The 14,563-nt window shown below is 68.9% G+C and carries 12 protein-coding genes, 1 rRNA gene and 1 riboswitch; of the genes, 1 reads left to right on the top strand and 12 read right to left on the bottom strand.

Annotation, left to right across the window (positions count from 1 at the left end; genetic code table 11):
• Positions 1-128 precede the first annotated feature (128 nt).
• Positions 129-3,014, bottom strand: a complete 2,886-nt coding sequence (gcvP, locus tag EF387_RS43880; RefSeq protein WP_128382194.1) for an aminomethyl-transferring glycine dehydrogenase — start codon at positions 3,012-3,014, stop codon at positions 129-131.
• Between the two features lie 180 nt (positions 3,015-3,194).
• Positions 3,195-3,289: riboswitch (glycine riboswitch) on the bottom strand.
• A gap of 113 nt (positions 3,290-3,402) precedes the next feature.
• Here gcvP and EF387_RS43875 point away from each other — a divergent pair.
• A complete protein-coding gene (locus EF387_RS43875) occupies positions 3,403-3,771 on the top strand; it encodes a PRC-barrel domain-containing protein (protein ID WP_202918570.1) in 369 nt (122 codons plus the stop codon).
• Positions 3,772-3,926: 155 nt separating this feature from the next.
• On the opposite strand, the gene EF387_RS43870 is transcribed toward EF387_RS43875, so the two are convergent.
• The 11 genes from EF387_RS43870 to rrf form a co-directional block, all read right to left on the bottom strand.
• On the bottom strand, positions 3,927-5,333 hold the full coding sequence (locus tag EF387_RS43870; RefSeq protein WP_128382193.1) for a DNA polymerase IV: 1,407 nt from the start codon (positions 5,331-5,333) through the stop codon (positions 3,927-3,929).
• Between the two features lie 196 nt (positions 5,334-5,529).
• Entirely contained in the window at positions 5,530-6,204 is a 675-nt protein-coding gene (locus EF387_RS43865; protein ID WP_128382192.1) for a MerR family transcriptional regulator, read from the bottom strand.
• A 236-nt stretch (positions 6,205-6,440) separates the two neighbouring features.
• Entirely contained in the window at positions 6,441-6,914 is a 474-nt protein-coding gene (locus EF387_RS43860) for a bifunctional nuclease family protein (RefSeq protein ID WP_006123076.1), read from the bottom strand.
• Positions 6,915-6,987: 73 nt separating this feature from the next.
• The gene (gene ftsR / locus EF387_RS43855; protein WP_128382191.1) at positions 6,988-7,740 is read right to left on the bottom strand and encodes a transcriptional regulator FtsR; all 753 of its coding nucleotides are present in this window, start codon (positions 7,738-7,740) and stop codon (positions 6,988-6,990) included.
• A 17-nt stretch (positions 7,741-7,757) separates the two neighbouring features.
• A complete protein-coding gene (locus tag EF387_RS43850) occupies positions 7,758-8,714 on the bottom strand; it encodes an FHA domain-containing protein (protein WP_128382190.1) in 957 nt (318 codons plus the stop codon).
• Between the two features lie 61 nt (positions 8,715-8,775).
• Complete coding sequence (locus EF387_RS43845) at positions 8,776-9,726, bottom strand: DUF881 domain-containing protein (protein WP_128382189.1); 951 nt, start codon at positions 9,724-9,726, stop codon at positions 8,776-8,778.
• 5 nt (positions 9,727-9,731) lie between these two features.
• Positions 9,732-10,064, bottom strand: coding sequence for a small basic family protein (locus tag EF387_RS43840; RefSeq protein ID WP_003988855.1), 333 nt, complete (start codon positions 10,062-10,064; stop codon positions 9,732-9,734).
• Positions 10,061-10,963, bottom strand: a complete 903-nt coding sequence (locus tag EF387_RS43835; protein ID WP_128382188.1) for a DUF881 domain-containing protein — start codon at positions 10,961-10,963, stop codon at positions 10,061-10,063. Before EF387_RS43835 ends, EF387_RS43840 begins: the two co-directional genes overlap by 4 nt.
• 99 nt (positions 10,964-11,062) lie before the next feature.
• Complete coding sequence (locus EF387_RS43830) at positions 11,063-13,558, bottom strand: mannose-1-phosphate guanyltransferase (protein WP_128382187.1); 2,496 nt, start codon at positions 13,556-13,558, stop codon at positions 11,063-11,065.
• A gap of 115 nt (positions 13,559-13,673) precedes the next feature.
• Positions 13,674-14,282 carry a cardiolipin synthase ClsA gene (gene clsA / locus EF387_RS43825; protein WP_128382186.1) on the bottom strand — a complete coding sequence of 203 codons (609 nt, stop codon included), beginning with the start codon at positions 14,280-14,282 and terminating at the stop codon, positions 13,674-13,676.
• 154 nt (positions 14,283-14,436) lie between these two features.
• Positions 14,437-14,553: ribosomal RNA gene (rrf, locus tag EF387_RS43820) — 5S ribosomal RNA — on the bottom strand.
• Positions 14,554-14,563: the final 10 nt, after the last annotated feature.

Genomic DNA, 14,563 nt, shown 5'->3' with positions numbered 1-14,563 from the left:
AGCACAGCTCCCTCACTGGATTCACACCCTGGGCCCGGGGACCCTCGGCATGGAGAGTGCTCGGGCCGGCCCGTCACGGCCCGGCCCGAGCACTGCCGGCACAACGCAGGCAGAGCCGGTACCCGAGGTCAGTCCTCGTAGGCGTCCAGCGGCGGGCAGGAGCAGACCAGGTTGCGGTCGCCGTAGGCCTGGTCGATGCGCCGCACCGGCGGCCAGTACTTGTCCGCGGCCACGACACCGGCCGGGAAGACGGCCTCCTCGCGGCTGTAGGCGTGCTCCCAGGCACCGGCGAGCGCGGCGGCGGTGTGCGGAGCGTTCCGCAGCGGGTTGTCGTCCGCGGGCCACTCCCCCGAGCCGACCTTCTCGATCTCCCCACGGATCGCGATCATCGCCTCGCAGAACCGGTCCAGCTCCTGAAGGTCCTCCGACTCGGTCGGCTCGATCATCAGCGTCCCGGCCACCGGGAAGGACATGGTCGGCGCGTGGAATCCGTAGTCGATGAGCCGCTTGGCGACGTCGTCGACGCTCACGCCGGTCGCCTTCGTCAGCGGACGCAGATCGATGATGCACTCGTGCGCGACCAGCCCGCCCGGGCCGGTGTAGAGCACCGGGTAGTGCGGCTCCAGACGCTTGGCGATGTAGTTGGCGGAGAGCACGGCCACCTGTGTGGCCCGCCGCAGGCCGTCGCCGCCCATCAGCCGGACGTACGCCCACGAGATGGGCAGGATCCCCGCCGAACCCCACGGAGCCGCCGAAATGGGTCCCACACCCGTCTCGGGACCCGCCGCCGGCTGCAGCGGGTGGTTGGGCAGGTAGGGCGCCAGGTGCTCCCGCACACCGACCGGCCCGACACCCGGACCGCCGCCGCCGTGCGGGATGCAGAACGTCTTGTGCAGGTTCAGGTGCGAGACGTCACCGCCGAAGCGGCCCGGCTCGGCGAGGCCCACCAGCGCGTTGAGGTTGGCGCCGTCGACGTAGACCTGCCCGCCGGCGTCGTGCACGGCCGCGCAGATCTCGGCGACGTGCTCCTCGAAGACCCCGTGGGTCGACGGGTAGGTGATCATCAGCACCGACAGCTCGTCCCGGTACTGCTCGATCTTGGCGCGCAGGTCCTCGACGTCGATCTCGCCGTCCTCGGCGGTCTTCACGACGACGACCTTCATCCCCGCCATCACGGCACTCGCGGCGTTGGTGCCGTGCGCGGAGGACGGGATGAGGCATACGGTGCGCTGCTCGTCGCCGTTCGCGCGGTGGTAGCCGCGCACGGCCAGCAGTCCGGCCAGCTCGCCCTGCGAACCGGCGTTGGGCTGCAGCGAGACCTTGTCGTAGCCGGTGACCTCGGCGAGCCGCTCCTCCAGCTCACGGATGAGCGTGAGGTAACCCTGCGCCTGCTCGGCCGGCGCGAACGGGTGCAGCTGCCCGAACTCGGGCCAGGTGACCGGCTCCATCTCCGTGGTGGCGTTGAGCTTCATGGTGCAGGAGCCCAGCGGGATCATGCCGCGGTCGAGCGCGTAGTCGCGGTCGGCGAGCCGGCGCAGATAGCGCAGCATCGCGGTCTCGGAGCGGTGCTGGTGGAAGACCGGGTGCGTCAGGTAGTCGTCGGTGCGCAGCAGCGCCTCGGGCAGGGTGTCCTCGGTGGTCTCGTCGAATGCCGCGATATCGCCCTCGACGCCGAACGCGGTCCAGACGGCGGCCAGTTGGCCGCGCGTGGTGGTCTCGTCGCAGGCGAGGGAAATGTGGTCGGCGTCCACGAGGTGGAGGTTGACGCCCCGCTCACGGGCAGCCGCGACGACCTCGGCGGCCCGGCCCGGGACCCGTACCGTCAGCGTGTCGAAGTAGGCGCCGTGCACGACCTCGACTCCGCCGGCCGCGAGCCCCGCGGCGAGGATCGTGGCGTACCGGTGTGTACGACGAGCGATGGTGCGCAGCCCCTCGGGTCCGTGGTAGACGGCGTACATCCCGGCCATGACGGCGAGCAGCACCTGGGCGGTGCAGATGTTGCTGGTGGCCTTCTCACGACGGATGTGCTGCTCGCGGGTCTGCAGCGCGAGCCGGTACGCCTTGTTGCCGTCCGCGTCCACGGAGACGCCGACGAGTCGCCCCGGCAGGCTGCGCGCGAACTTCTCGCGCACGGCCATGTAGCCGGCGTGCGGCCCGCCGAAGCCCATGGGGACACCGAAGCGCTGTGTGGTGCCCACGGCGATGTCGGCGCCCAACTCGCCGGGCGAGGTCAGCAGAACGAGGGCGAGCAGGTCGGCGGCGACCGTCACCAGCGCGCCGAGTTCGTGCGCCTGCTCGATGACGGGCTTGAGGTCCCGCACGGCACCGGAGGTCCCGGGGTACTGCAGCAGCACGCCGTTGATCTCACGCCCGGCGATCTCCGCCGGGATGCCTTCGCTCAGATCGGCGACGACGACCTCGACACCGGTCGGCTCGGCGCGGGTCTCGATCACGGCGATGGTCTGCGGCAGCGTGTCCGCGTCGACCAGGAACAGGCCCTTCTTGTTCTTGCCCATCCGCCGGGACAACGCCATCGCCTCGGCGGCCGCGGTGCCCTCGTCGAGCAGGGAGGCCCCCGAGGTCGGCAGCCCGGTCAGGTCGGCGACCATCGTCTGGAAGTTCAGCAGCGCCTCGAGGCGGCCCTGCGAGATCTCCGGCTGGTACGGCGTGTACGCGGTGTACCAGGCGGGGTTCTCCATGACGTTGCGCAGAATGACCGGCGGCGTGAACGTGCCGTAGTAGCCGAGCCCGATCATCGAGTCGAGCACCTGGTTGCGGTCGGCGAGGGAACGCAGTTCCGCCAGCACCTCCGCCTCGGTGCGCGCGCCGGGCAGCTCGAGCGCCTCGGTGCTCCTTATCACCTCGGGGACCGCGATGGCCGTCAGCTCGTCGAGGGAGCCGTAGCCGACCTGCGCGAGCATCTTCGCCCACGCCTCGGTGTCGGGGCCGATGTGGCGCTGCTCGAAGGGGATCCCCTGCTCGAGCTCGGTGAGCGGAGTGCGATGGGCGGTCATTGCGGAGGCCTCCTGGTCTGACGCGACCTTCGAGGGGCACCCCGGTACGGGTACCCCGACGGCCTCCCCCTCTGTCATCTCGACCTGAGAGCTTCACCGGACCGCCGCACAGCGCTCCGGTTTTCACCGTCGGTGAGAGCGAGTTTCCAGGTGGACACCCGCTCTGCTTTCCAGAGTGACCTCGTCCGTGCGGTACGGGGGCCTGAGAGATTCCGGGGAGGAGTTGCTCCTTCGGCGCCTCCGGTGGCTCCGGAGGACTCTCCCGCACAGGGTCAGCAGCCGTTGTCAGCCTACCAGCGGCCGTCGAACGGAATCGCTCAAGTGGCCGCTTTCCGCGATCTGCTCTTTCGTAGTGCTTACGGATGAGTTGCGACCCCGTGGAGGGACCGTGCAGACCGACATCGATCCGCGCAACCTGATCGGCCGCAAGGCGTTCGACCGCAACGGCACCAAGATCGGCACCATCGAAGAGGTGTATCTCGACGACGCGACCGGGGTGCCCGAGTGGGCGGCGATAAGGACCGGCCTGTTCGGCAGGGACGCCTTCGTCCCGCTGGAGCCCAGCGAACTCGTCGAAGGTGCCCTGCGGATTCCCTTCGAGCGCGCCCTGATCAAGGACGCCCCCGATTTCGGAGTGGGCCGCCATCTCTCCCCCGAGCAGGAGCTCCAGCTCTACCACCACTACGGACTGGACGTCGCCGCCCCGCCCCCGCCGGACACCGACTTCGGGCAACTCGCGGGCACGGACGAGAACTGAGCGGCCTCGGGGACGTGAGGCGCCCCACCGCGCCGCCCGCACCACGCCTCGCCGCGTGGTCGCAGCACCCGGGCAGCCCAGGTACGAGGGCTCTTGCCACCCGGCGTGCACAGCACCGGACGACGCGGGACCGCACCCCGCTCCCCCGTGACCGCTCAGGGCCTGCCCAGCCCGGCGTATAAGGGCTGCTCGGGCTCGGGTCTGCGCGGCACCAGCGGCAACGGATCCGCGGGCTCGAGGTCGGGATCCTCGCAACGGAACGTGCGCACCCGCCCCGGCGCGGAGCCGGGCGTCTCGAACCGCACGGTGACCCGCCCGAGGCCACTTCCCTGGACCCAGCCCGGCCCGTGCTCGGCATGCCGTACGTCCTGTCCCGCGCGCCAGTTCCGCGCGGCCGGCGCGACCGCCCGCTCGACCCCGGCCGAGATCTCCGGCTCCTCCGGTTCGTGCCACGACGGCTCCCCCACACTCCCCACCGGCTGCGCCGCGTGGGCCGCCTGGGCGAACAGATCCTCCTGCGTGTAGTCGGCGAGCCCGCTGACCCCCACCCCCAGCAGCCGTACGCCTCCCGTGGTGTCCACCGACTCCAGCAGCCGCGCGGCGGCCTCCCGGACCACCGTGGGATCGTCCGTGGGCCCGCGCAGCGTCTCGGAGCGGGTCAGCGTGGAGAAGTCGTACCGCCGCACCTTCAGCACGATGGTCCGCCCCGACAGCCCGGCCTCCCGCAGCCGCCGCACACACCGGTCGGCGAGCCGCTGCACCTCGATCCGCACCCGTACCCGGTCGTGGATGTCCGTGTCGTAGGTGTCCTCGACCGACACGGACTTGGCGTCCCGCTCGGCCACCACGGGCCGCTCGTCGCGGGCCAGCGCCATCGCGTACAGCGCGCCGCCGTGGGCCTTGCCCAGCAGCCGTACGAGTTCGTCCTCACCGGCCTCGGCGAGCTCCTGCACGGTGTGTATCCCGGCCCGCCGCAGATGGTCCCCCGTGGCCGGCCCCACGCCCGGCAGCGTGCGCACCGGCATCGGCCCGATGTGCCCCCGCTCGCTCCCGGGCTCTATCAGCACCAGCCCGTCCGGCTTGGCCTCCTCCGAGGCCATCTTCGCGAGCATCTTGGAGGCCGCGAGCCCCACCGAACCGGTGAGCCCGGTCACCGCCTTGATGTCCGCGCGCAGTCCGGCCCCCACCGCCCGCGCCGAGTCGGCGTCCCAGGCCACCTCGCCGGCCTCCAGGTCGACGAAGGCCTCGTCCAGACTCAGCGGCTCCACCAGCGGCGACAGATCCCGCAACAGCGCCATCACCTGCTCGCTGATCTGCCGGTAGAAGCCGAACCTCGGCACCAGGTACGCCGCGTTCGGCGCCAGTCGACGCGCCTGGGCCATCGGCATCGCCGAGTGCACCCCGAACACCCGCGCCTCGTAGGAGGCCGTGGCCACCACTCCCCGCGGTCCGAGCCCTCCGACGATCACGGCCTTGCCGCGCAGACTCGGCTTGGCTGCCTGCTCCGCGGAGGCGTAGAAGGCATCCATGTCGAGATGCATGATCGTCGGTGAGGTCCTCACAGCACCGATGCTGCCTCATACCACTGACAATGGCCCCGGTACCGGGCGGCGTTGCCGCAACCCCTCCTTGTGATCGCAACGGGACCCTTCCGGAGAATGGCGGGGTCCGGGGGCGGCAGCCGCCCGGAACACCGTACGAACGGGGCCCAGCCGGCCCGTTCGCGCGCGAACGGCCCGATTACGCCGCCGCGCGAACTCAAACGGCCCGATTACGCCGCCGCGCGAGCTCATCCGCGGGGTTGGGCCGCACCAGGGTCTCCCCCGTGTCGATCCGCTCCCCGTGCAACTGCGACAGAGCGCTCTCCACGTCACGCCACACCACACCCACGGCGATCCCGAAGATCCCCTGCCCGCCCTGGAGGAGCGCGTGCACCTCGTCGGGCGAGGTGCACTCGTACACGGTCGCCCCGTCGCTCATCAGCGTCATCCGCTCCAGATCACGGAATCCGCGCTCCTTGAGGTGCTGCACGGCGGTGCGGATGTTCTGCAGCGAGACGCCGGTGTCCAGGAACCGCTTGACGATCTTCAGGACGACGACGTCCCGGAAGCTGTAGAGCCGCTGCGTCCCCGAACCGTAGGCGGGCCGCACACTGGGCTCGACCAGACCGGTGCGTGCCCAGTAGTCGAGCTGCCGGTAGGTGATGCCTGCTGCGGCGCAGGCTGTGGGGCCGCGGTAGCCGACCTCTTCGAAGGCGTCCCCGTCGTCACCGGGCACCGCCGTCGGGCGCCGCGGAGAAAGGCCGGCCGCGTTGCCGTGAGGGGGGTGCCCACTGCTCGAGCGGAGCCGAGAGTTCGGGGGAGGGTACGGACCATTTCCCCCCGGACTGATCCCGGGAGCGCCCCCAGCCGTACCGTCGCCGCTGCTACTCACGCCGACCTCCGTCCTAGACCTGCCTTCTCGACGGTAGGCAGTCACCAGGGGTGCGTCAACGATCGCCACACTCGGCACGCCGAGTGATAATCACCCTAGGAGTGGTTTCCCGTACCCCACCGCGGGGAAAGGCTAGCCGAATGCTCTGACAGCGGCTGCGGTACGGCCCGTCGAGGGGCGGCGCCGGAGGGTCACCAACGGCCGGCGATCCCGGTCACCGGCCGTGGATCCACCCCTCACTGGCTGTTGGTCCCGAAGTCTTCGGGCGAGATCTGATCGAGGAACTCGCGGAACTTCTCCACCTCGTCCTCCTGCTCGTCCGGGATCGCGATCCCCGCGTCGTCCAGCACACCGTCGCTGCCGTAGATCGGCGTGCCGGTGCGCAGCGCCAGCGCTATGGCGTCGGACGGACGGGCGCTCACCTCGACTCCGCTGGCGAACACCAGCTCCGCGTAGAAGACACCCTCACGCAGATCCGTGATGCGCACTTCCGTGAGCTCCTGACCGACGGCTTCCAGCACGTCCTTGAACAGGTCGTGGGTCAGCGGCCTGGCTGGGGCCATGCCCTGCTGGGCGAACGCGATCGCCGTCGCCTCCCCCGGCCCGATCCAGATGGGGAGGTAACGGTCGCCTCCCACTTCACGCAGGAGCACGATCGGTTGGTTGGAGGGCATTTCGACCCGGACACCTACGACATCGAGCTCGTTCACACAGCAACCCTAGGCCGTGCTCGGGACGTTTGGGTAGTCGAGCAGAGATTGGCTGGTCCAGGCGGCTCCCCCGTCAGGGCAGCCTCACCCCGAGTGCGCTCTGCACAAGAGCCGCGTGCAGCCGCACGGCGAGGCCCGCGAGTTCCTTCGTACGGGCCTCCGCATGCGCCCTGGTCTGCGGATTGCGGTGCCGCCGCAGCGGTGCGACCACCTGATCGACGAGCCCTGCCTCGCGGTCGGCCGCGGCCTTCATCACCCGTAGGTGTCGCGGCTCGATCCCGAACCGGCCCAATTCCACCACGAGCCCGGCGACCGTCACCGCCTCGGCGTCGTAGGCACCGTCCGGCAGGGGCGAAATCAGGCCGTACGACTCCCACTCAGCGAGCTCCTGGTCCCCGATCTCGACGGCGGCCAGCAGCTCGGCCCGCCCAATCCGGGCCGTGGTGGGCCGCTCGGGCTCATCGGCGGGCACCCCGTCCACAAGATCGCCCTGTTCGCGCCGCCCGCCGACGGCCGGCAGATGCACGGCCTCCCCACGCTCCACGGCGTCGAGATGCTCGCGGATCACCTTCAGCGGCAGATAGTGGTCCCGCTGCATCCTCAGTACATGGCCGAGGCGCTCGACGTCCTCGGGGCTGAACTTGCGGTACCCCGACGGGGTCCGCTGCGGCTCGATGAGACCCTCCGACTCCAAGAACCGGATCTTGGAAATCGTGACCTCGGGGAACTCGTCGCGCAGCACGTTCAGCACCGTGCCGATACTCATCAGCCCACTGTCCGCGGCGGCGGTGCCGTTCCCCGCACCGCCGCTCGGTGTTTGAAGCATGGACCTTCCCTGACGGGTCAGATGCCCCGCTGGCTCGCGTAGAAGACCAGCCGGTATTTGCCGATCTGCACCTCGTCGCCGTTGGAGAGCTGGACCGAGTCGATCCGCTCCCGGTTGACGTAGGTGCCGTTCAGGCTGCCGACGTCGGCCACCGTGAACGTGCCGTCGGCGGCACGGCGGAACTCCACATGGCGACGGGACACGGTCACGTCGTCCAGGAAGATGTCGCTCTGCGGGTGGCGTCCGGCCGTGGTCAGCTCGCCGTCCAGGAGGAAGCGGCTGCCCGAGTTGGGGCCGCGGCGCACCACCAGCAGCGCCGAGCCGAGCGGCAGCGCGTCGACGGCCGCCTGCGCCTCGGGGGACAGCGCCGGGATCGGCGTCTGCCCGGTGGCTTCGGCGTCGTAGGCCTCGAGACCGGAGATCGAGATCGTCGACGTGGTCTCGGACGGGCGCTCCGCCCCGGCCCGCAGCGGCGCACCACAGTTGGAGCAGAAGCGGCTGTTCTCCCCGTTGCGGTTACCGCACCTCGTACACACCAGGGCCGACATGGACGGGTCCTCCTGCCGTGGGGGCCCTCCGGGGGCATTGGACGCATACGGGCCGGGGGTGTGCCCTGCACCCGTACCTGCGGCTGACGGTTCCCCGAAACCTATGCGGCCGGATCCGGCAGGGTCAACAGACGCCGCGCCCTGGCCACCCGGAATGTCACCGACCTGATCACGGAACAGGGGACGCTCGCCCGCCTGCCCCTCCGCGTCTTCATGGCGTGGCGCGCGATGGCGCGCAGTGGCGTTGTCGCTGCCCTCTCGCGCGCTCTTGCCGAACAACTTCGCAAACAACTTCACGGGCGATTCCCCTTGACCGAAACAGACCCGCCCGTGGGGCAGGACGAACCCTGACAGCACACACCGGCCGAGCCGGACATCCTCACAACGTCCGTATCCACCAGACAGTTTCCACCACGCACCACCCATTCGGTGCGCCGACCCCCCGCAACCTCATGCCCTCGCCGGACGTGCCCCATGCACCCCCGCTTCACCGGGAGGACGACCGAGCGTAGTCAGGCTGCTTCGCCGGTCGCAAGGCATCCACAATGATCTTGTCGGACCGTTCCACAGTAACCGTGGCCTGCTCCTTCTCAAGAGTCTGCACCACGCCACCAGGGATGTTGAGCGCCGGTTCGAGATCCTGCGGCTTGCCGATGACCTTGAACACATACGGCTTGCCGATCTTCTTCCCGTCGACGCTCACACCGCCGTCGACGTCCGCGAGGTACGAACCCGCGACGATCCTCACGTCGTCGACCTGGATCGCCTCCGCGCCGGCGGCGCGCAGCTCCTGGATCGCGTCGAGCAGCATGTTCGCCTCGACCGTCCCCTTCGTGTCCTCGATGGTCAGCGTGATGCCAGGTCCCTGCGCGGCCACGGTGCCCGCCAGGATGCCGAGTTGACGCTCCTTCTCGACGGTCTGCCTGCGGGCCTCCTCGGCCTGGTTCGAGCTGTTCTCCAGCTCGGCACGCTGATCTTCGAGACCTTGCTTCTCATCTTCCAGACGTTGTGTGCGGTCGTCGAGTTCATCGAGGATCCGGACAAGATCCTCCTGACGCGCGCCGCGCAACGCGCTGCTGTCGTTGTTGGACGCCACCTGCACGGCCAGGCCGAAGCCCAGACCGAACAGCAGCAGGGCGACGATGAGTTGGGGGCGGGTCAGGCGCGGCGGCCACAGACCCTGGATGAGCCGCTGCCGTCCGGTGAGGGGCGCCTCGGGGGACTCCTCGGACGTGCGGGCGGCCGGAAGCGCCGCGGGAACCTCCGCGGGCAGTTCCCTGCGCAGCCGGCTCTCCACGGTCTTGGTGGCCTCCGTGGCCTCACGAGCCTCGGTAGCCTCGGTCGGCTCGGTGGTTCCGGTGCCCTCGGTGGTCTCGGCGCGTTGCGGAGTCCCGGGCGTCTGCGGTGCCTCGGGGCGCTTGCCGTTCCTGCTCTCCATCGGCCTCACGCCCGGAAGACGTGCCGGCGGATCGCGGCCGCGTTGGAGAAGATGCGGATGCCCAGCACGACCACCACACCGGTCGACAGCTGCGCGCCGACGCCGAGTTTGTCGCCGAGGAAGACGATCAGCGCGGCGACGACGACGTTGGAGAGGAACGAGACCACGAAGACCTTGTCGTCGAAGATCCCGTCGAGCATCGCGCGCAGGCCGCCGAACACGGCGTCGAGGGCCGCCACGACGGCGATGGGGAGATAGGGCTCGACGACCGCCGGAACCTCGGGCCGAACCAACAATCCAGCCACGACTCCCACGACGAGGCCCAGTACGGCGATCACGATGTGCCTTCCTCTGTGCTCGGCTTTGCTGTACGTACGATCACACTCGGAGCCGCGGGCAGCCGGACGTCATCCTCCACGGAAATGCTGCTCCTGATCCCGTAGTTCTCCTTCAGCACGCTCAGATAGACCCCGTCGAGGCTGCTCTGGAACGCCGCGCTGAGACGTTGGCCGTCCCCCACCGCGAGCACCGTATAGGGCGGCACCAGCGGCTTGTTGTCGACCAGTATCGCGTCACCCGCGGCCCGGATCGCGGAGAGGGCCGTCAGCCGCTGTCCGTTGATCGAGACGGCCTCGGCGCCGGACTGCCACAGGCCGTTCACCACGCGCTGCATGTCCCGGTCGCGTACGCGCCCGGTGTCGGAGAAACCGGAGCTCTCCCGCGGCCCGTCACCACCGCTGCCGTCGGCCTCCTCGGCGTCATCGACGACGAGTTTCACGCCGGGACCGTGCACCGCCGTCGCGCCCGAGAGCAGGTCGACCAGGCCGGAGCCATCACCGCCGGACGTCTTCAGGGCCTCGCGCTGCCGCGTGCTCACGTCGTCGCGGAGCTTGTCGACCGTCTTCTCGAGCTTGTCCGCCGCCGCGGTCTCGCGGTCGATGCGGTCGAGGAGTTCCTCGCGTTCCTTGGCCACCGCGGGCGCCGCAACCCGCGCCTGCGCCGCGCCGACGGTCACCACAAGCGCCGCGAGGACGAGTCCGGCCGCGAGACCGAGCCGGGCCCGGAGGTTCCTCGGCATGCCGACGGTGCCGTCGGCCTGTTTTCGGGCGGCCGCCTCCGCGTATCCCTCGTCCAGGCTGTGGTCCATGACGTTGGTGAGCAGCGACATGGAAGCGTCCGGGCGCGAGGGGCGCGTAGGGGTACTCCGAACGGGGGGCTGCTGCGGCATGCCGCACATCGTCGCACGTCGGGGACGCTACCTCCGAATGGCCCCACCGGCGTGCCGGACAGGCCCCCGCTTCGGGGACACCTGTCCGGCACGCGTGTGTGCCCTACGTCAGCGGCCCGCGCTGTCCACCACGGCCGACCATTCGTCGAGCAGAGCCTGCGCGGAGGCGTCGTCGGGGCCCTCGGCCCACAGGTGTGTGACCGCCTCTGCGGGGTCGGGCAGCACCATCACCCAGCGACCATCCGTTTCCACCACCCGCACACCGTCGGTGGTGTCGACGAAGCGATCGCCCGCCTCCTCCACGACCCGCCGCATGACCAGGCCCTTGACGGCCCAGGGAGTGGCGAGATCGCGCCTGAGGACATGCGCCCGCGGGATCCGGGCGTCGATCTGGCTGAGGGTGAGCTGCGTCCGCGCCACCAGCCCGATGAGCCGTACGAAGGCCGCCGTGCCGTCGAAGACGCCGCTGAACTCCGGGACGATGAAACCGCCCTTGCCGTCGCCCCCGAAGATGGTCGACTCGTCACGGCCGACCCGTGTGAGGTCGTCCGGCGAGGTGGTCGTCCACTCGACCTGTGTCCCGTGGTACGCCGCCACCTGCTCGGCGATACGCGTGGTGGTCACCGGCAGCGCCACCCGTCCGCTCCGGCGGTCCGCGGCCACCAGGTCCAGCATCACCAGCAGCGCGCGGTCGTCCTCGATGATCCGCCCCTTCTCGTCGACGAGGGACAGCCGCTCACCGACCGGGTCGAAACGCACACCGAACGCGGCGCGCGCGGACGCGACGATCTCACCGAGCCGCACCAGCCCCGACCTGCGGGCGTCGGAGGTCTCCGTGGGACGCCGCTCGTCCAGACCTGGGTTGATGGTCAGCGAGTCGACACCGAGTTTGCCCAACAGACTGGGCAGCACCAGTCCCGCGCTGCCGTTCGAGGCGTCGACGACGACCTTGAGCCCGGACTCCTTGATTCCGGTGATGTCCACGTTGCGCAGCAGCGACCCGGTGTAGGAGTCGAAGACGCTGGCGGGGAAGTGCAGGTCCCCGATCTCACCGGGGAACGCCCGGCGGTACTCCTGACGTGCGAAGACCCGGTCCAGTTTGCGCTGGCTGCCCTGCGAGAGGTCTGCGCCCTGCCCGTCGAAGAACATGATGTCGACGGAATCCGGCACACCGGGCGTCGTCCGGATCATGATCCCGCCGGCGCTGCCCCGCGCGGTCTGCTGCCGTGCCACCGGCAGCGGTACGTTCTCCAGGTCCCTGACGTCGATGGCGCTGGCCTGCAACGCCGAGATGACCGCCCGTTTGAGGGCACGGGCACCACGGGAATGGTCACGGGCGGTGGTGACGGTCGAGCCCTTCTTCAGGGTCGTCGCGTACGCCCCGGCCAGCCGCACCGCGAGTTCCGGGGTGATCTCCACGTTCAGGATTCCGGAGACGCCGCGCGCCCCGAAGAGATGGGCCTGGCCGCGGGACTCCCAGATGACCGACGTGTTGACGAAGGCGCCGGCCTCGATGGTCTTGAACGGGTAGACGCGTACGTTCCCCTGGACGATCGATTCTTCACCGATGAGGCACTCGTCGCCGATGACGGCGCCGTCCTCGATCCGCGCGGCCCGCATGATGTCGGTGTTCTTGCCGACGACGCAGCCGCGCAGATTGCTGTGCTGCCCGATGTAGACGTTGTCGTGGACAACGGATTTGTGCAGGAAAGCCCCACTCTTGACAACGACATTGGAGCCCACTACGGAGTGTTCCCGGATTTCCACCCCGGCCTCTACCTTGGCGTAGTCACCGATGTAGAGCGGCCCGCGCAGTACCGCGTCCGGGTGGACCTCGGCGCCCTCGGCGACCCATACGCCGGGAGAGATCTCGAACCCGTCCAGTTCGACGTCGACTTTGCCTTCCAGGACGTCGGCCTGCGCCTTCACATAGCTCTCGTGCGTACCGACGTCCTCCCAGTAGCCCTCGGCGACATAGCCGTAGATCGGCTTGCCCTCCTTCATCAACTGGGGAAAGACATCGCCCGACCAGTCGACCGGAACATCTGGTTCTACGTAGTCGAAGACCTCGGGCTCCATGACGTAGATACCGGTGTTCACGGTGTCCGAGAAGACCTGGCCCCAGGTCGGCTTCTCCAGAAAGCGCTCGACCTTGCCCTCTTCGTCGACGATGGTGATACCGAATTCAAGCGGGTTGGGCACCCGGGTGAGACAGACGGTGACCAGCGCGCCCTTTTCCTTGTGGAAATTGATGAGCTCGGTGAGATCGAAGTCGGTCAGAGCATCGCCGGAGATCACGAGGAAGGCATCGTCCTTCAGTGCTTCCTCTGCGTTCTTCACACTCCCGGCAGTACCGAGTGGCTTCTCCTCATTGGCATAGGTGAGCTCCATCCCGAGCTCTTCGCCGTCGCCGAAGTAGTTCTTGACCAGGGATGCCAGGAACTGGACTGTTACGACGGTTTCGTTGAGCCCATGCCGCTTGAGCAGCCGCAGCACATGCTCCATGATCGGCCGGTTGGCCACCGGCAGGAGCGGCTTGGGCATGCTCGAGGTCATGGGGCGAAGGCGGGTGCCTTCACCTCCGGCCATCACGACGGCCTTCATGTCGGAAGCGTCCTCCTTGAAGAGACGACGGTCTAGCCGACTTCACCCGTCCAGATTGTCCCGCAGTTTTCCGAGGCCGGCCATCGCAGGGCTTTGGCCATCCAATCGGGCGAGTTCAATCGGCCGTGGCGTCCGCACGGACAAGACGGCGGACCTGTACCACGTAGAGGACTCCTGCCCACCAGTACAGCGTTGTACCCCATCCCGCGAACGCCCATCCGAAAATAGCAGCGAGTGACGAGATCCATCCACTTCCGTCACTGAGCAAGAGCAACGGGAAGGCGTACATCAGGTTGAAGGTGGCGGCCTTCCCGAGGAAGTTCACCTGTGGCGGCGGATAGCCGTGGCGTCTGAGGATGCCCACCATCACCAGCAGGACCAGCTCTCGCGCCAAAAGTACAAGCGTCAACCACAGCGGAAGAATCTCCCGCCAGGTGAGCCCCACCAATGTCGACAGAATGTAGAGCCGGTCGGCAGCCGGATCCAGGAGCCGGCCGAGGCTGCTGATCTGGTTCCAGCGGCGGGCGAGCTTGCCGTCCAAATAGTCCGTGACGCCGCTGAGCGCCAGCACCAGTAGTGCCCATCCGTCACTCTGGGGTCCGCCGAACTCCGGCCTGAGGATGAGCCACAGGAAGAGGGGCACACCGAGGAGCCGGGCCATGCTGAGGATGTTCGGGATGGTGAGCACCCGGTCCGTCTGGACGCGAGTCTCCTGGACCTCCACCCGGGGGCCTCCTGTGGGAACGTGCCGACGATGCTCCCTGACCTTACCGTCAGCGTCACCACGGCGGAGCAGAGGGGGTGTTGGGGATCGCCACGGAAAACAAAAAAGCTCCGGCCCTCGGACTTGTCGTCCAAGGGCCGGAGCTCCAAAGGGAGTTCGGCGGCGTCCTACTCTCCCACAGGGTCCCCCCTGCAGTACCATCGGCGCTGTAAGGCTTAGCTTCCGGGTTCGGAATGTAACCGGGCGTTTCCCTCACGCTATGGCCACCGAAACACTATGAA

The sequence above is a fragment of the Streptomyces cavernae genome, from assembly GCF_004023625.1.
Taxonomy (GTDB): domain Bacteria; phylum Actinomycetota; class Actinomycetes; order Streptomycetales; family Streptomycetaceae; genus Streptomyces; species Streptomyces cavernae.
Note: the sequence above shows the minus strand (reverse complement) of the source record. Positions and strands in the feature narration are given on the sequence as shown.